Annotated in this window: 13 protein-coding genes; all 13 read right to left on the bottom strand. The window is 40.6% G+C overall.

Features of this window, described 5'->3' with window-relative positions; all coding sequences use genetic code 11:
• Positions 1-29 precede the first annotated feature (29 nt).
• Positions 30-1,397 (bottom strand): sulfatase family protein, encoded by a 1,368-nt coding sequence (locus AC07YT_RS10595; protein WP_086546748.1) that lies wholly within the window; start codon positions 1,395-1,397, stop codon positions 30-32.
• A gap of 176 nt (positions 1,398-1,573) precedes the next feature.
• Positions 1,574-2,899, bottom strand: a complete 1,326-nt coding sequence (locus tag AC07YT_RS10590) for a sulfatase-like hydrolase/transferase (RefSeq protein ID WP_086546749.1) — start codon at positions 2,897-2,899, stop codon at positions 1,574-1,576.
• A 30-nt stretch (positions 2,900-2,929) separates the two neighbouring features.
• Complete coding sequence (locus AC07YT_RS10585) at positions 2,930-4,447, bottom strand: glycosyl hydrolase family 79 C-terminal domain-containing protein (protein WP_086546750.1); 1,518 nt, start codon at positions 4,445-4,447, stop codon at positions 2,930-2,932.
• 75 nt (positions 4,448-4,522) lie between these two features.
• Positions 4,523-5,335 carry an SMP-30/gluconolactonase/LRE family protein gene (locus AC07YT_RS10580; protein WP_494945309.1) on the bottom strand — a complete coding sequence of 271 codons (813 nt, stop codon included), beginning with the start codon at positions 5,333-5,335 and terminating at the stop codon, positions 4,523-4,525.
• Between the two features lie 38 nt (positions 5,336-5,373).
• Positions 5,374-8,136 carry a DUF4962 domain-containing protein gene (locus AC07YT_RS10575; protein WP_494945308.1) on the bottom strand — a complete coding sequence of 921 codons (2,763 nt, stop codon included), beginning with the start codon at positions 8,134-8,136 and terminating at the stop codon, positions 5,374-5,376.
• A gap of 200 nt (positions 8,137-8,336) precedes the next feature.
• Entirely contained in the window at positions 8,337-9,029 is a 693-nt protein-coding gene (locus AC07YT_RS10570) for a DUF6250 domain-containing protein (protein ID WP_494945307.1), read from the bottom strand.
• A gap of 70 nt (positions 9,030-9,099) precedes the next feature.
• Positions 9,100-9,951, bottom strand: coding sequence for a DUF1961 family protein (locus AC07YT_RS10565; RefSeq protein WP_086546753.1), 852 nt, complete (start codon positions 9,949-9,951; stop codon positions 9,100-9,102).
• A gap of 207 nt (positions 9,952-10,158) precedes the next feature.
• A complete protein-coding gene (locus tag AC07YT_RS10560) occupies positions 10,159-11,229 on the bottom strand; it encodes a polysaccharide lyase family 20 protein (protein ID WP_086546754.1) in 1,071 nt (356 codons plus the stop codon).
• Between the two features lie 41 nt (positions 11,230-11,270).
• On the bottom strand, positions 11,271-12,470 hold the full coding sequence (locus AC07YT_RS10555) for a glycoside hydrolase family 88 protein (RefSeq protein ID WP_086546755.1): 1,200 nt from the start codon (positions 12,468-12,470) through the stop codon (positions 11,271-11,273).
• A gap of 42 nt (positions 12,471-12,512) precedes the next feature.
• On the bottom strand, positions 12,513-15,464 hold the full coding sequence (locus AC07YT_RS10550; protein ID WP_086546756.1) for a polysaccharide lyase family 8 super-sandwich domain-containing protein: 2,952 nt from the start codon (positions 15,462-15,464) through the stop codon (positions 12,513-12,515).
• A gap of 172 nt (positions 15,465-15,636) precedes the next feature.
• Positions 15,637-17,082, bottom strand: coding sequence for an alpha-L-fucosidase (locus AC07YT_RS10545; protein WP_086546757.1), 1,446 nt, complete (start codon positions 17,080-17,082; stop codon positions 15,637-15,639).
• 422 nt (positions 17,083-17,504) lie between these two features.
• Complete coding sequence (locus AC07YT_RS10540; RefSeq protein ID WP_086546758.1) at positions 17,505-17,879, bottom strand: hypothetical protein; 375 nt, start codon at positions 17,877-17,879, stop codon at positions 17,505-17,507.
• Between the two features lie 27 nt (positions 17,880-17,906).
• Positions 17,907-19,358: an alpha-L-fucosidase gene (locus tag AC07YT_RS10535; RefSeq protein WP_086546759.1), complete on the bottom strand. Its 1,452-nt coding sequence runs from the start codon at positions 19,356-19,358 to the stop codon at positions 17,907-17,909.
• Positions 19,359-19,370 lie beyond the last annotated feature (12 nt).

The following is a 19,370-nucleotide window of genomic DNA, read 5'->3' as shown; positions in this document are numbered from 1 at the left end:
AAAGTGCTGGTCATCAAAACGGAGAAAACCTATAAACCTGCCGTAAACTTATCACCGTTTGTTTTGCACCATTGTTTTAAATAGGCACGCATAGCCATTAATTTCTTTTTGTAAGCTGTATTTTTTACCAGGTTGCTCATTTCTCCGGGATCTTTGCTCAAATCAAACAACTGTTCTTTGATTTCGCCTTGATTATAAACGATGTACTTAAAATCTTTGGTGATTACCGCTCTGCCATTAATTCCCAAAAGCTGATCATTATCGGCAAAATCAGTTTCTATGACCAAAGTATCACGTAAATTCTTCTCAGGATTTGTTAATCGTTTACTGATATCTACACCTTTTAAATCAGCTGGTTTTTGCACACCGGTTAGGCCACAAATGGTCGGAATGATATCTGTACCGTTACACACCAACATATCGTCGGTACGGCTCTTTATAGAACCATCCATTTTGGCAATGATAAAAGGTATTTTAGCTGCTTCTTCGTATAAAATCTGTTTTTGGTTCCAGCTGTGGCCAGCATAACCATCGCCGTGGTCGGCGGTAAAAATGATGATCGTGTTTTTCTCTACGCCATATTTTTTAAGCGAAGCCATCACCATTTCAATGTATTTATCTACTTTTTCGACCAAACGGTTGTAGGCCCAGCGATACTGGCGCCATTTTTCCGGCGAATAATTTACCGAAGGATAGGTCCGCAGGCCGACCGTTTTTTGTAGTTCGCGGAGTACTTTCGGCTCATCATCCGGAATTTTCCAGTTGGCAGGTAGTTGCGGGCACTGATCAGGCGATGGAGCGTTTTCCAATACATCCATTTTCAATTCTTCATCCCTTGCCCATTCACAGATATCGTGTGGATTTAAAAACGAGGCTACCAGCAGAAATGGATTGTTTTTGTTTTCTTTGATAAAACTGGCGCAAAAGGAAGGCGTTGCAGCATCGTTGTAATCTAAAAAATTAGTATTCTGGATGTATTCGAAACCATGTTGTTTTATCTTTTTGGTAGGAATTGGCAGGTGCCACTTCCCTACGTAACCTGTTTTATAACCTCCGTTCTGAAAAATCTTACCCATGGTCAACAGGCTATCGGCCCATAAGCCGTCTTTTTCAGGCGAATTACCCACAAAACCTGTTTCGAAAGGCATTTTACCACTAAAAATAGCCGTGCGCGAAGGTGTACACAATGGCTGTGCGCAATAGGCTTTGGTAAAACGAACCCCGTTTTTTGCCAGTTTATCCATGGCTGGGGTATGCAGATCTTTATTACCGGCAATACTCATCGCATCAGCAGTTTGCTGATCGGTCATGATGATGAGGATATTGGGTTTACTGGTGCTTTGGGCGTTGGCTACTGCAGCTAAAAAAAACAACAGGCTAAGGATGTTATATTTCATTTCTCGAATCGTTTCTGATAACGAATTTAGCTATACCTGTGCAAAATGGGTTTAGAATATGGTTAAAATAAATGCAGTTTTGATGAAAAAGGCCAGTTGCCGATTGAAAAACAGGTTTAAAACCTTTAACAACCGGCCCCTTTCATATTTGTTACAAAGCTTTATAACACGATTAATTATCCCGGATACTGACCAAACAATTTAATCAGGTGTGCTTGCTGCACTTTGTAGGCTGGTTTATCAAATAGGTTTACCCTTTCTGCCGGATCTTCTGAAAGGTTATACAATTCATTCAGTTTCTTGCCGTCTTTTTCAGTTACCCTTAATTTCCATTCGCCATCTTTAACGCCCTCTAAAACACGGTTTACATAATAAATAGGTTGATGTGGCTTATTGTAATTTTTAATGCTTAATAAGTTTTTTACCGATTCGCCATCTAAAGTATAATTCGGCAATTTTGCACCTGTCCAATCGGCAATGGTTGGCAGCATATCAATATTAGATAATGGTGTTCTGATCACAGCGTTTGTCAAGGTATGGCCTTTATAATAAACGATAAAAGGTACACGATGTCCGGCTTCGTAAGAAATGCCTTTCGAACCTCTGAAGATACCTGCAGTGCCGATATGATAGGGCTGAGTAATTCCATCTTCGAACATTCTTTCCGGTGCATTTAGCCATGGTCCGTTATCGCTGGTAAAAATGAAAATGGTATGATTAGCCTGTCCGTTTTTTTCAAGCGTTTGCCAAAGTTTGGCCATCGACTCATCCATATCTTCTATTACGTTACCTAATGCCCCGCCGGCAGAATGCAAACCATTCTTTTTTGCTGCCAAACCCACCGGCAAATGCGGCATATTGTACGTAAGGTATAGAAAAAACGGTTTTTTTTGAGCGGCTGATTCGTTAACAAACCTGATGCTTTCTTTGGTGTATAATCCTGTTAACGTGGTATCTTCAGGTTTATAAATTTCTGGTCGTGTGTTTCTGAAAATTTTGATTACGGTATCTGTTTTTACATAGGGCGCACGGTAATCATGACTGTATAACATGCCGTAAAATAAATCAAAACCTTGTTGGTTAGGTAAATATTCACCATGATCGCCCATATGCCATTTCCCGATTACTGCCGTTTTATAACCTGCAGGTTTCAGCATTTCAGCAATAGTTACTTCTCCTGCCTTTAGTCCGGGCGCTTCACCTGGTCCTACCGGCCAAACCAAATTGGTACGGGTACAATATCTTCCGGTAATTAACGAAGCACGCGATGGTGAACAAGTAGGTGATGTGGTGACAAAATTGGTGGCTAAAACCCCTTTTTTTGCCATACCGTCCAAAAACGGTGTATTGATTAACGGGCTGCCATAACATGAAATGTCGCTATAGCCCATATCATCGGTCAGGACTATTATTACATTGGGTTTCTGCTGCGAATATGCAGATGAGCATACCAACAGAATACCTGCTACAAATGTTTTTCTAAGTATTTTAATTATTATCATTATTTAGTTTTATCTTTTCTTATTCGTTTTTTATTCAAATACCACTACTACTGCTGTGCGTGCGGGTACGTTAACTACAGTGGTATTAGCGCCTACGGCATACTGTTCTCCGGCACCAGCTGAAAAAGTACCACTGGCACTAACGGTAGCGCCTCCAAAAGTAATTCCTGTTTTTGCAGCAATTGAAGCTGCTGTAAGCCGATAGAGTGTCATTTGTGTTGCAGCGTTGCTAAGGTTTACTGTGTACGATAAATCAGATTGATCTCTGTTCACCATCGTAACATAAGTTTTTCCGTTTTTGGTACAGGCATATGCAGTACACAACTTGCCGTTAGCAGTTAGCGTAGCTGGCAATATTTGGCTTCCACTACCTCCGCCATATTTAAAGGCGAGCATGGCATAATAAGTTGGACGCGGTACTATGGCTCCATTTGTTCTTGCTATAGGTGTATAGTTTGATGTGGCGCTGCCGTGAAAATCAACTCCGCGTCCATTATTGACAGCAACCTGCCACATAAAATCCAAAGCCCATAATGCCGAACCAAAAGCATCGCTAATGCCTGCTACGCCACCTTTAGACACGCTGCCACATTCCGTAATACGGTAAGGAAGGCTGTATGAGGTGGCAAGTGTATTGATTTTACCCAATTGTACGGGCGTGGTTTTATAGGTTTTTATAGAAGTAATGGAATCAAAAACTGATTCGGGATCGGTTGCTACAATAGGTGAATAACCGTTGCCATAGTAATGGCCTGAAAGTAATTTGATATCTGCATGGAGATTATCGGCAAATGGCTTTGAAAAAACAGAGATACTATTGGTCATCTTGCTTACGTCAGGCCCTGCCAGCGGGGCAAGGGGTAAACGGTTGCGTACCGAATCGCGGTAAACGCTCCAGTCGGCCATATAACCATTTACATCATAACCTGGGGGGCGAAGACCGCTTTCACTGAGACTTGCCGGTTCATTGCCAAATTGTAATGCATATAAGTTTGTACCTAATGCGTTCGATACATATACTGCTTCTTTTGCATTAAGCGAAGGATTGTAATGCCCCATATTTAAGCCAAATATGAGCTTCCATCCACCGGTAGCACTGACAAATGCGGCCAATTGATTTATATCGGTTGTAGTGAGCGAATCGATACCTGTATTGCTATAGCGAGGGCCACTTGTCCATATGGTTTCGTCACTTGAGCCTCCGCCTATACGTATTACTCCGTTTGCCCCTAAGTTCTGAATCATCTGTAAAAGCACGGCATTATCTGCTCTTAAAAACGAGGGATCGCGGGCAATATAATTGGTTTCGTAACTCAGTCCGGCAAAATTATCAGCTATTGTAAAACCCGGCTGTGTCTGGTTAATGGATACTGATACCGCCTGACCATTGGCTACAGGAGGTGGTGGCAGCGTAGAAAGTATAGACTGCTGTACTCCAGCTAATTTTTCTGGTGCTAATTCAGGGCTTTTTTGACAAGCGGATAATGCAATTAGAACGATACCCAAATACAAAAAGATACCATTTGAAGGTTTAATCATGCTGTTCATAACTGATCATTTCAGGGATTAAAGATTTTCTACAGGATTGTCATTACTTTTTTTAGCGAAATACGACCGGTAATTTTACTGGAACTGGTAAGCCATCACCCTGTTGTGGTTAAACGTTGGAATATATAACATACCTGTTTGTTTATCATAACCTAAATCGGCAGTATTCATCTGACCTTGTACATCCAGCATTTTTTTTATCTCACCATTGGCTTTTACGTGGTAGATTAGTCCGGCCCAACAGGTAACCAAAAAATCGCCGTTTTTCAACTGTTCTAAACCATCACCTGCCTTTTCAAAACCTTTGGCTACAACAACTATTTTCTTTTGTTTATCAATTTTCCATAGCTCGGTATTGGCCAATACAAAAAGGTTTGAATTCACCCATTTTAAGCCATTGGCATTTGGTACATTTTGGAGATAAAGTTCAGCTCGCCCATTTTTTACACAATAGATTTTATTGGTGCGGGTATCTGAAACATATACCGTACCTTTTTCATCTACGGTTACATCATTAAGGAAAACGGCACTGTCGATTTCTAACTTATTAATGATTTTACCGCTGGTTATATCTATACTTACCAATGCCGTTAAATCGGCCACAAAAAGTGTGTTTCGATACCGGGCCAGGCCTTTGGGGGCGTTTAAATTTTCTACCCATTTCGCATTGATGATGGTGCCGTCGGTATGGAGCATAGCTACCCCGCCTTTACCATCCTTAACATTTCCTGCCCCATCAATCAGACTTACATAGAGCTTTTTCTCTTTTGCACTATAGAGTACAGATTCTGGCACGGCCAGTGGCTTACTTTCCCAAAGAGGTTTTGAAAGCTCCTGGGCTTTGACAGTTGTAATGCTAAGGGAAATCAGCACTAATGAGCGAAGCATATTTTTACGGGTCATATTCTGATAAAGTTTGATATCTGTTACTTATCTGCAACCATCATAGGGTAACGATCTATTGATTCCTGTAAACCATTTTTGTTTACCAATATGGTGCTCAACGAAAATTTACGACCCTGTGCTTTTGTCGCACCATTTGATCGGCCATACAATAAATATTCGCCGGTTGACTTGTTTTCGATCTCTAACCTGGCTTCCTGCTCCGGGTTTAGTTGCCCATTGATTACATAATCGCCAATTACAATATTTCCATTCGCATCTGGCTGTACTTTTTTGAACGATAAAGTATTACTTTCATCTATTTGTATCACGGCTAAAAAACGCATCTGCTTTGCTTTACCGGTGTTTTCTACCTTGTACTGAAATTGCTGTTTCTCAAATTTCTTAGCCGGCCGGCCTCTTTGGGGATTCAACCAATCGAAAGGTTTAACAAAAGAGCTATCTATCAAACTTTTTGCCATGGGCAGACTGCCAAAAACATTTACTGATGCATCGCCGTTATCAGTATGGGCAATTAAAGATTGGTCTTTAGGATTTAACGACATATTGGCCCGTTGCAAACCATTGAGCTGGAAAGCCCAGGTTACTGGTTTTTGTGCTGCTAAGTCGTCATAAACCACTACAATATTGGGACGTAAAAGCACCAGGTGCCTACGGAATTTGCTTACTTTAGGATCGTCATCATCGTTCATAATGAAGCCGTTTTCAGCCGTATAAGCATTGGCATTTTTAAGTACAGTAATCCAGTTCAGGGCTGTCGAATCCATCTTTTTATAGGCGTTAGTCGCATCGCCCATTACGTAACTTATGCTTTCACCATCTAAATATCGTGGTAACCAGCCATAATCGCTTTGCGCATAACCCTGTGTTTTGCCATCAACGGTAATGGTGTTGCGAGCGCGGCTATGTTTTTGTGCCAGCAGGTAATGTTTATCCTGCGTGGTAATGCGGTAACCCGTTGGATAAAACAGCGGTTTGCCTTTGTAAACGATATTAAAGCTATTTTGCTCGGCCATACCATGCGAGCCCACGCCAAAAGGTGAACTATAAAACGACAGGAACAAATTCTTTTTGGCGTTGAGCACATCGGTATTCATAACGGCGATACCACTTTGCGGAAAAATTGCCGACTGTGGAATATCTTTCCAGTTTAAGGGCGCTATTTTTTTAGGCTGATGTTGCAGGCGATATTCTGAGAAATCGGTATTCTTAAACTGATAAACACTATCTAACGACTGGTTGGAAATTTTATAGGCATAATTAATGGCAAAGGCATTGTTTTGCTCCTGCCCGAGGATGTAGGCAAATCCGGTTCGTAACCTGTTCAGCTGAGCCCATTCTTCACTTCCATCTGCAAAACCATCTCCGGCAGATTTAATGGGAACAGTATAAGCCAAAGCGTTGGCACAATTTACATAATAAGGATGGCTGAAAGTATTTACCTTGAACAAATCTTTGTATAATAAAAAACTGCCCACCATCGATTCCATATTCACATGCATATAGCCCATATTGCCGTTAGCCCAAACACCATCGGCCAGAAATCCGCCACCAGGTGATCGCGAAAGGCCAATATTGTACAACATATTGAACCAAACATCTGCTTCGGACAGATGATTTTTCATCACCATAGCCGTAATAAACACATCGTGAAAGATGTGCTGAAAAAAATGTTCAGCCACCAGGCCATCGGCAGCGCCGATATTTTCCCTTAAAGCCTCACCTATTATTAATTTGGCCACAGGGGTGATAAAATTTTCATATTGTTTTTTATCACCTGCCGGAATTTTGTCATTGGCGATATCATAGGCCATTGCCAGCGTAGCCATCGACATTGAAGCAGAGAAATCGGCCATTTCATACATTTCTACACCATTTAAAGAAACAATATGTTTTGCAAATAACAGTGCATGATTTAAATATTTATCACTGTGCGTAACCTCATAAGCCATCAACAAATTTTGGATATCGGCACATATGCCTTCCACTTCATAACGTAAACGGAATCTTAAAATCTGTTCTTTTTCTTCAGGTTTAGCTGTGGCCGGAATTTCCTCTCCCTTTACCTTATATGAGGCTATGTTTTTAGCCAAAGTCGCGTCAGCTTTGCTGATGTATTGTGCCATCAGCTGGCCTTGATCAGCAGTTGGGTTTTTGAGGTTTAAAGGCTTAAAAATACGTGGGTGTTGTGCAGGAATCATTTGCATGGCTACATCTTCTTTCGGCGATTCGAATTTTGGTACGCCGGGCAAAATATCAATTTCATAAACCGGCGACCATTGTTTACCCGCTACACGATAACGCCAATACCAGGTTCCGGGTGCCAGCGCTTTGTGGTTATTGTAAAATGGCATCCGCAAGCCATTTGCCGTAATGGTTTCTTTGCCAGATAAATTTTTGCTTTGCCCCAATTGAAAATCGTAGCGCAGATATTCATCTAATTTTTTGTCGCTTGGCGGAGGGGGGAAAACCTTGTACTGCTCATAATCGCCCATTGGCCAGGTAAATACCGGCGGATTGGCAATTAAGGTATGTCCTTTTGTAGGATAAGGAAATTCCCTGTTGCCTTGTTGCCGAATGGCATTCAGGCCTAATGTTTTAATACCAGTGCCAGTACCGGTTTCATTCTTTTTTACTTTGTAGGCATCGGCAAATTGGTAGAAACCTTTAAAAAGTTGTGCTACGCCATTTTGTGCAAAAGCAGTTTGCACCGATAAAAATAACGCCATTAATAAGGCAAATTTCATTGTTACTTTCTGTGCAGAACGATGATATGATTTAAACATTGCTTGTGGGATATGGTTAATTGTAATGCAATTTAGGCAGATGGATTTCGGGAATGTTTAGGATATGTTTAAACTAGTTTTAAGTTTGATGAAATATGGCAGTAGCAGACCTGTTGGAAGATGTTTGGTCATTTCACTTTGATAAGCCGACAAATTTCACGAGATTTTGGGTGTTTCAGTCTTCAATAACAGGTAGTTTGCTAATCAATTGCATAAATTTTCAAATTCCTGATTTCCTGTCTGGATTGCAAACTCCTGAAACCAAAATATCCTGATGTGAGTGGCGCCGGGTCCGTATAATTAAAAAATAACTCGCCATTTACCCAAAAGCTCGAAGTGCCGTTTTTTACAATCGTTTTAATGTGATACACTTTTTCGGCCTCCAGCAAGTGTCCCAGATCAGTATATTCTTTTATAACCGGTTTTGAGCCAGCCAGGTATTTCCTGAAACGGGTTGTGGTATTGTTCCATCCACCCATCCCCACATAATATAAAGAGAGGTTGTCATATTCGTCAAATTTGCCACGGCGGGTAAATAGGGTATCATTTTTAGGATCAGTAGCCATCCAAAACTGGTTCAGATCGCTCACGCGGTCGTTACAGCCCTTTTCCATACGCAGCACCCGATCATACTCTATTTGCAGGTTACCACTTAGTTTTTTGTTGAGCCAAACCGTTACGCCTCCCCAGGTATCTAAAACCATCGCATTTTTGTAAGTGTAAACCGTAGAGGTATGGCCCGGAATATTATCTATTTCAGCAATCCAGGTGTTACAATCTAATGGTTTGGAAAAATCAGACTGGAAGATGAGTTTCTTTTTCACCTGGGCATTAACAGTAGTTGAAGCAGCCAATAACAAGGACAGTATGATGAGGTGTATTTTTTTTATCATTTGCATTTCTAAAATCGATATTATCTGTATTCAAAATGTTTCAGGCATTAAGCAAGCAAACGATCATTCATTATGGAAGATCGTAAACCTTTATATTATCGTATTCGGCAATGGCGCAAGGCATTAACCTGAATCCCCAGGCTCCACCTCCCAATGGTTCATGATCTGTGTAGGTAAAAACAATTTTTCCATCAACGATATAGCTGATTTCTCCACCTGTTTTTTTTATTTCGCAGTGATAAGTTTTATCTGGATTTTTAGAAATTACATCTTCTCCCTCGTACAATAGTTTGCGGCCCGGAGCCTTGCGGAGGTTCGCCGTTTTGCGGTTAGGCTCGAAGAAAGACAAACGATAATTATTCATTTGTCCGGCCATCATTTCGGTAGACAATCCGTATCGCCGGGGAAATGTTTTATCGAAAATGCTTTTCCCGTTTGTACCTAAAGTAGAAAAAACAACCATATGTAATGGTACCGGGTACAAAGCTTTAAAATCGAATTCAATTGAAAAGTTTTTACCGGTTGGAAATTTTTTATTCCAGAAATTAAAACTTCCTCCTAAAAACTGTGGCTGGTTGCCGGCAGTACCTTCTTTCTCATTAACGGTAGCATAATAGCGTGAAATTTCATCACCATACTGCTGCTTCATGGCATTTTCTACAACCTGCTGGTATTCCTTTGCATCATTCTTTTTTGAGATTTTACCTTCATCCATTAATTTTTTAAGCAAAGGGAAATAAGTGGGTTCAAGGATTAGTTTTCCGTCCCTGATGTATCCCTTGCCTTCGCCTTCTGTAACCCAGTCTTTTAATTCTGCTTTGTTGCTAAAATTGTAACTGCAGCGCAAAGTTTTTTCTTTCGGACTTTGCGCAAAAGAAAGTGATGGAATAATAAAGCTGGCAATAAGCAGTATGTTTTTCATTTAAATTATATTTTGTTTCGGCGGATGGAGATACCACCGATGGAACAATGCTGTTTTTTTTGGTATTTTGCTTGCGTGAGGGATAGTAGTGGAAATCCTTTTGGTGAGGTACGAACAAAAAGATTGCAGCGAATAGCCCGACCCTTGCGTAGCTTGGGGCACGCCCAAATCTTTTTGATTACCAATATCCCTCCACCGCTATCCGGTTTATTTCTTAATTATTTCTGTAAAACCACAATGCTCTACGGTAAAACCACCTTTAAAGGGTTTGTAAATTCCGTATTTAAAGTACGGCCCCAACTCATCATTTTTGCCAATGTTCACGTTTTTGATATCGCAAAGCACTTTATCGTCCATCCACATTTTGATGTATCCTTTTTCTAAAATCTGATCTGCTGTTTTACTGTATTTACTATATTTTATTTCCATTTTAAAATGAACCCATTGATTAATGGGCACCGAACTGGTCGGTTCAGAAAAGGCCAAAAACCCGGTTTTACCCTTCTCGCCAATTTCCTTTCCCACCGCTACCTTGCCAGGATATGGCCTTGTTCTGGTTTCGCTGTCTGATACACGCTCCGCGCTACCTCTGGCCATTAAATATAAATATGGCGGACGATAGCTCATTTCGGCAATCGGACCTCCTGCAGCGGCATCAACCCGCCATCCGTTTGGCTTTTTTGTGGCTTTACTTTTACCGATGTGCAAATCGAAATACATGGTATCTAACATCGCCCTCATTTCTTTGATACTCACCTTAATTTGCTCACCTTTCGGGTTTACCAATAGTGTTCTGTCCGGACGACCATGGATTTGGGCGATAATTCCCCCCTTATCCTTCGCTTCTGCTTCAGGAAATCTGGTATACCAATCGTATACGACAACATCGCCGTAATTGCCATGAAACGAATTGATATAGGCTTCACCAATTTCCGACAATTCTTTGATGTCATCATCTGAATAATCCTTTAGGTTTTCCTTAGTGCCAAAGGTGGAAGATAGTTCGATCCTATTGGCCTCGCCGGTACAACTAAATTTATAAACGACATTGCCTTTGTACAGGTTTTTACGATCTTCTGTAATACTGCCATTGGGTTCTTTATCACCAATGGGGATGAATTTATGGTCCAAAATCTGATTTGGGGTAGGAATACTTTTTTGTTCGCTTAATCTCCAATCTATTTTCCGAATACCATCCGTATTATTGGTTTGTGCATAGCCACTTATTACACAAAGTGTACTGCACAAGGTTAGTGAAAAATTTTTTATCAGGTTCATATGTTCTGGTTATGTTGATTTTAATTTCTGCAGGTCTACTTCTATTTATTTTCAAATTTTTTCTTTAGCTGCTGATACTTCAAAAGGGCTTCTAAAAAATAGTAATCGGCATAAATAAGTCCTGCATCTAATTCAGAGTTTTTTAAATAATTTCCGGTAGCATGGTTTAATAGAAAAATGCCTTTTTTGCTTTCATTTAAATAAGCCGCACTGGCCAAACTGGTTAAGATCTTTTCTCCCGCTTTAAAATATTTTTCTGCGTTTTCTGGTGATACGTCTGCTAATTTCATCAAACCCGATGCCAGTAAAGCACCTGCCGAAGCATCGCGCATGGCTGGATATTTTGGCGCACGATAATCCCAGTAAGGCACCATATCTTTTGGCATATTTTTGTTATTCAAAATGTAAGACGCAATACCATCGGCTTGGTTTAAATACTCTTTTTTACCGGTTAACTGGTACATAAAGCTAAAGCCATACAATCCCCAGCTTTGTCCACGGCTCCACGATGCAGTGGCAGGATCGTTATTGCCATTGTTCCAGTCGCGTTTACGCATTTTTCCGGTTTGAGGATCGTAATCTACCACATGTGAGCAACTAAAATCTGCCCGGTACTGGTTCTTCATCGTCGTGTTAGCGTGGTTGATGGCCACCTGATAATAAACACTGTCGCCTGTAAACTCGGTGCCTTTTAACAGCAGTTCGAGGTTCATCATGTTATCAATAATTACCGGGAATTTCCAATCTTTGGCTGGATCCGGATTCCATGACATTAGCGATTTTACTGTTGAGTTGTACCGTTTAATTGCTGTTTTGGATGCTTCGATAATTACCGCCTTGTATTTCGGATTTTTAGTTAAGCGATAACCGTTGCCATAACTGCAATAAATCATAAAACCGATGTCGTGATCGCCATCAAAATATTTATTGTTTTCAACCAGTGCAGTAGCATATTCAGCTTTTTTAAGGATATCTTGATCCTTTGTAAACGCATAGGTTAACCACAAATTACCAGGATAAAAACCACTTGTCCAATCGCCAATGGGCTGAAAACCTTTTTGGGTAGAGCGTGGCAATTTTCCGGTTTGCTGTACCGTTTTAAAAGCATTGTTCAAATACACTTTTTCAAGTGCAAATATCGACGCAATTTTTTTGTCGCTTAACTGGGCACTAACATTTAGTGCCGCGAACATGGCAACTGCGCCAATTGTTATTTTTTTTAAATATGTTTTAGTATTCATTTTTACTATTTGCTGCATTAAATCAAACTTCTCCGTAAGATGTTATTTATCAATTTCTATACTTATCGGTGCTCCGTTATATAATTCGGCCTGATAATTATAAAAAGCTTCATCTCTTTTATCAGCAAGTTCAGCTACAATTTTACTTCCGTTTCCTTCGTTGGTAACCGTTACAAACTCCCCTTTGCGTGGATAAATACCGCCGTAAGAAAAATCGTATTTACCTGCTTTTAGCTGTTGTGAAGTATGAAATATCAACTGCTGTTTATCAATAGTCGGAGCCGGATTGCTCACCGTCAGTTTCCATTTGGCGCCTTGATCTTTCAGGATCATTAAAGCAGGCGACTCGGCTTTTACGGTTAAAGTACCAAGGGTAATGCTTGCGGGTTTAAAAAAGGCCAGCTCCCAGGTTTTTTCACTTGCCACGTATACGCCATGCGCATCGTTATCTTTTTTATAAACAATGTCTTTGGTGTACTTTTCTAATACAGCGCTCATTTCATCGGCAGTAACATTGGGCACTAAACAATAGAAATAGCCTTTGCTAGCATCTGGATTTAAGCCATGGTTAATGGATATGATAAAATTGGGTACTTTACTGGCTATGCTTGGGTCGGTAATATTGATGGCTGTACCTGTTTTAATGTTTAACTGTTCTTTTCCTTCAGGGAAAATGATATAGCCCTTATCTCCGCTGTGCAGCCACATTGGACCGTTGATATCATATTTCAGATTAACCACTTCGCCAGGCTGGATGACCTCTTTATTCCCATCACGAAAAATGGTTAAGGGATTGATTAATGAAGATTGATCTACTGTGGTTACAATATCTTTTTGCTGACCCGGGCGCAATCTTTTAATGTTATTGCCTAAGGCAATGATTTTATCGCCCACAAAATAATAGCTTTTAAAAGCAGTAGCCGAACTGTACTTTTCGCCGGTTAAATGATGATAGATCCCAACACCTTCTTTTCCATCTGCTGTAACTCCTGCCACCTCATTAATGCCGGGCAAAGAAGCCTGGGCATGTCCACCCGGAATGGCATCAGTGCGCCATTCTTCGGTTAAACCTGGTAAGGCGTGCCAATCCATATTGGCCAAAACTTTTTCTGAATATTCGTCACCCTTTATTTTTAAAGGTAAAATCCCATAACCTGCATACCAGGCCTTACGCACTTTTCCAAAATCTTCGGCACCTACGGTGCGTTTCGATTTCAATTTTAGCGACACATAAAAAGGCTTTTCGGCCTCGCCACGGCGATGTATTAAAAACTCATTTACCCAATAAGCATCGGTTCCAGAATATTCGTGTGTATTGCTTTTAATTTTATTGTAAATATCATCCAGTGCAGGTTGGTTACTGATTTTTGTATTTTCACTTTCAGCTGTTTTCAAATCTTCAATGGCTTCGAGGTAAGTTTGGGTAACGAATTTTTTCAAATCTTCTCCGTAAGATCTTCCGCTAATTAAAAAATCGAACCTGTTTTTATAAATTATTTTAGGGTATACCCTTTCCAATCGATCTGCCGGAAACTGATAAGCGCTATTAGGTAATTTAAAATCGGTGTTTTTAAACTGGTTAAAACCTACAAAAGCATCGGTTAACCATTCGAAACCATAGGCAACCATCGCTGCATCAGTCGCATTGGCAATATGATGTGATACCGTACCATCGGGCTGAAAACCTGATTGAATATATTGGTGGGCCGGCACCTTATACTTTGTCATCCAATGGGCTACATCAGCGACCACACCATTCGGACTCCACCCCGGCGAGAAGCTCATTCCCTTAAAAGGTTGATCTTTATAATAATCGCTATACCAGTATTGCACGTAGGTCATTGGGCGGTTATAATCTGCCCACATAATGGGCAATGCCAGCATCATCCGGCTACGGTGGCCCAGGTTGGCATCGGCCCAGGCGCCTGATGACCGTAAAGTATCGGTAATTTTCCCCCAACGCTCCGTTGGGTCGTTTACCGCCCTTCTGTTTGCTACTTCTGCCATGGCAGTTTGGTAAAAACGTACCAAATCGTAATATACACGCTCAGCTTGCTTATCGCCCTGCTTCATTTCGGCCATTATTTTAGGCATTAAATGCACTACCGGGGCAATCAGGGCATCAGAAATTACCCATTGGTGGGTTACTACCTGTTCTTCAAGAAGGTTGTGCAGTTTTAAGTTCGAAAATCCATCACCCGTGCAATTTCCTATTGGTTTTCCATCAATAATTACATCTTTTCCTTCTACCGGCACCGCTTCGGTATAGGCCATCAGGGCAAGATAAATTGCTTTTTTTAACTTTTCCCGATCAGCAGGATTTCCTTCAGGACCATATTTCTTTGAGGTAGCGTAGGCATAGCCCAAACCTCCAATATTGTTGGAAACCGCTTCCCAATCGTATTCTATGCTTTTGCCTACAGGTTTATAAACTGCAGGATTTTTATGGTAAAAGCCATATTGGGTAAATTCGCCCTTAGTGGCTTCTAAATTTTCAATTGTTTTTTCTACCTCGGCATCTGTTGGTTTTTTTCGCCCGAACATTCTTCCGTTTGCCGTAGTTATCGTTTTATCTTTATAACGGTTAAACAAGGTTTGCCATAAGGTTTCTTTAACCACTTTTACCGTCACCGGAAAAGAATTAAGCTGTTTAGCACCGTCTTTTAAAACCACAGTCAGCTGCTGGTTGCCCAAAAACTTTCCATCGAGGTTTTGTTTGGTGCTAAGTATGCCCATAATTCTTCCGGCTGGATCGAAGCGCGTGCTGATAGCGAACAGATTATCTTTTTGGCTGCTAATGGCGAACTGATAACTTTTTGGAATGGGATTGCTGAGCACATCTTTGTTTCGCTCTAAATGGATGCGTCCGATGACTTCTGTATTTTTCGGACTGTTTACCTCAATATCGAAATAATTGGCAAATACTTTTTCCTGTGCAAAAGCCTGATTAATGAACAATATTGCCAAAACTGCAAGTGTGGTTATCTTTTTCATCTAATGTTTTTAATTTTTCTTTTAATTTTTTGAGTGCCCCCCAGGCGTTGCAAGGGATTGAGTTGTACACTTATTTCCTTGTTTCGTAGCACTTAGCCAAACGGATACTGTCTGGTCATGGTTTTAACAGGCTACCTGCCTCACAAATGAACTATTGAACCAATGAACTAACTCAATCTATCGAACCTGTTTTCATTTTACCGGCCGGCGTAAATTTCTTCTGAGCAAATCCATCTAGTTTTACCGCAATAACACTGGCTATTTTATCGGGTGCATTTTTAGGCAAACCATTAATCTCCAGGCTGCCGTCTTCGCTTTGCGTTAATGTTAATTTAGCAAAATCGCCTAAAAGCTGCACCGTTAAAGCCTTTTTGGTTAATCCAGCCAGTTTAAGTTTGCCATTATCTGGCCAGTTAAATACCGATAAGTAAAGTGTAGTACCTTTTTTATCGTCTTTAGCGGTAATGCGGCCCCAATCTACATCGGCTACCGGGTTAGCATGGCTACCATAAACAGCAACACCATATTTTTTAGTCCATTCGCCCATTTCTTTTAAACGGTCTACACTCTCTTGCGGAAAAGTACCATCGGGCTTTGGACCAATGTTTAATAAAAAGTTACCACCTTTTGAGGCAATATCTATCAACTGATGCAACAATACCGCTGTGCTCTTCCATTTATGGTCGTCGGTTCTGTATCCCCAGGTATCATTCATCGTCATATTAGTTTCCCAATCTTTTCCGTCAAGTTCTGCAAGGGATGGAATTTTCTTTTCAGGAGTTTTATAATCGCCATATTGGGGCTTTCTGATCAACCTGTCATTGGTTATCACATCTGGATTATATTGTTTAACCATTTTCATCATCTGTTCGGCCTGTTCTGGTTTCATTAAATTTGGTGTATCCCAAAAAATTACTGATATCGTACCATAATTCGTCATCAGCTCCTTCATCTGTGGGAAAGAAACTTCGTTAAAATATTCGTCGAAGGTTTTGGTTTGTTGCGCTGGATCCCAGCTACCTCTATGTGCTTTAACATAGGCGTCAATTCTGGCGCTATCAGGATTTGCCCAGCCTTGTTTCATAGGCCGAGGTCCGGTTGCCCCGCCAGGATTAACCCAATCCTGATCCTGTGAATAATAAATACCAAAACGCAAACCTTGCTTTTTACAGGCATCGGCCAGTGGTTTAATCATATCTTTACCATAGGCCGAGTGTTCTACAATATTCCATTTGCTGGCTTTTGTTTTGAACAATGCAAAACCATCATGGTGTTTGGCTGTTATCACGATGTATTTCATTCCGGCATTTTTGGCCATCCGTACCCATTCATTCGCATCGAATTTTTTAGGATTGAAATATTTAGCGGTATCCTTATATTCTTGTACCGGCACTTTCATGCGATTCATCAGCCATTCACCATTATTTACTTTTTGTGGGTGTCCCTGATAGAAACCACCAAACTGGGCGTATACGCCGAAGTGGATGAACATTCCGAAACGGGCATCACGCCACCACTCCATTTTGGTATCTTGTGGGATGGCTTTGGTGTCGCTTTGTGCAAAAATGGTTTGGGTAGCGATGAATAAGATAAAGAGGATCAGGGATGATTTTTTCATTACAATTTGTTTATTGCTATTGGTTAGTTTGATAAACGAATATAGCTGCTTATTGCCGGGAGCAGTTTTAATGATGTTTTAAATGCTTTTAATTTTGATGAAATACCCCGTTATATAACCAATTGAGGGCAATTTTGGAAGTAATGGGATGTTTTTTTTCATCACAGATAAGCAAAATGTTTAGTTACAGGCTCAGGATATTATTTTTGACACGGAAACACAGAAACACGTCAGGCAAACTTAATTAATGCCTGGCCTGATTTTATAATTCGGTTTTTCTGTGAGTGAAATTCATGATTTTTCCCATTAACTGATTAAACAAAAAATGCAGGAAAAATAAAATCCCTGCATTAAATACAATTAACTTATCGTAGCTTATTAATTCTAAATATGTTATTGTGGGTTGTCTCGGTGTTAAAATTTTATTGCTTTGCAGCCGCTTTTTTAGCTTCAGCTTCAGCTTTTTCCTTTGCTTTTGCTTCTTTGTAAGTTTTAAATTGTTCTGGCGTAAGAATAGCCGCAACCTTAGCTTCGTAATCCTTATACCATTGTTTCATGCTTGCTTTTTGTTCATCCGTTGCATTTTCGCCCAATGCTTTCATTTCGCCTCTGCGTGTCTGGCGATCGAGCTCCAGTGCTGCTAATTTAGGCTTTTGGTCTTCTGTTATTTTAACTATTGCATCTAATTTAGCCACTTCAGCTGCTACAACTTTATCATATTTACCGGGTGCAGTTTGTGCATAGCTTGCCGTAAATCCAATTACCACAAAAATTAATGTGTAAAATAGTTTCTTCATTTTTTAGTTTTTTATTCTGTTTATTAATCAATTAATTATAGCAAAAGCTAAAGCCTGTGTTTTTTTACCTGATAAATCTTTAGGCAGCGATACCACAACTTCTTCGCCCTCCATTTTCCAGTCTACATTTTTACTGCTTGAAAGCAATCTGATTTGTCCACCTTTTGCGGGCGCATTGCCTTTCCATTTTAGCGTGGCCGGAATTGTCTCTCCTTCTTTAATGCAGCAGATTGCATATTTCGTTTTGTTATCTTTTGAGCGGGTAAACCAGGTTAGTCCATCATGATAGTTACCGGTAATTCGGGTCGCGTAAATGGCTTCGCCATTGGCTTTCATCCAGGCGCCCACTTCTTTCAAGGGCGCCTCCACTTCTTTCGGAAATTCGCCTTCGGGCGTTGGGCCCCAGCTTAACAGCAAGTTGCCCCCTTTGGCTACAATTTCGGCCAAGGTATGGATGACCCAGGCAGAAGATTTTACTTGTTCTTCAGCAGATTTACGGTAACTCCAGCTTTTGGTTAAAGTTACGCAGGTTTCCCAGGGCGTATTCATCTGTTCTTTGGGGATCTGTTGTTCCGGGGTGCGGTAATTTTCGTAAGGACCATGTACCGTTCTGTCTACCACTAATATGCCGGGTTGTTTTTCTCTAGCCATTTTGGCAATGCGCGGCATATCCACCTCCTGGTTAAAGTTAGGATAGTTTGACCTGCCTCTTTCGTTCAGGCCCCATTCTTTACGTTCCAGTTCACTTTTTAATGCCGGACGGATCCAGCCGCCATCGAGCCACAAAACATCTACCTTGCCATAATTGCCTAAAATCTCGCCAATCTGGTTATAGGTAAAATCCTTAAATCTTTTCCACCTATCGGGATATTTGGTTAAATCATAATTGATATTACGTGTTGGCGTAGGAAAACGATCCCACCAGAAATCCTGTGAGTGCCAGTCTGGCTTAGAAAAATAGGCACCAATCATCATCCCCTCTTTGCGGTAAGCATCAAAAATATATTTCAGTACATCTGCTTTCGGATTGCCTTTGAAAGGACCATTAGTGATTTTATAATCGCTTTGTTTGGTATCGAACATGCTGAAACCATCGTGATGTTTAGTTGTAAAAACCACATATTTTATTCCGGCATTTTTAGAGCTCTCGGCCCATTTCTCAGGATTAAATTTGGTCGGATTAAAATCCTTAGCCAGGCCCCAGTACCATTTTTTATAATCTTCGTAGTTTAAAGTGGTATCGCGTTTAGGCCATGGTTCACCACATATTACCCAGGATTCGGGTATACCGGCCTGCGTATATACCCCCCAGTGTAACATCACTCCAAATTTCTGATCCTGCCATTTCTCCAGCTTGGCTTTCACCAATGGATCGCTCGGGTATTCATATTCTTTAGAAGGATCGTAAATGTCTTCTTGCTGGGCAATGGCTAAAGCAGGTGTTAGGGCAAGTAATAATAATACAAGTTTTTTAAACATTTTTTTTCTATA

It is taken from the genome of Pedobacter sp. GW460-11-11-14-TSB4 (genome assembly GCF_059423705.1).
Note: the sequence above shows the minus strand (reverse complement) of the source record. Positions and strands in the feature narration are given on the sequence as shown.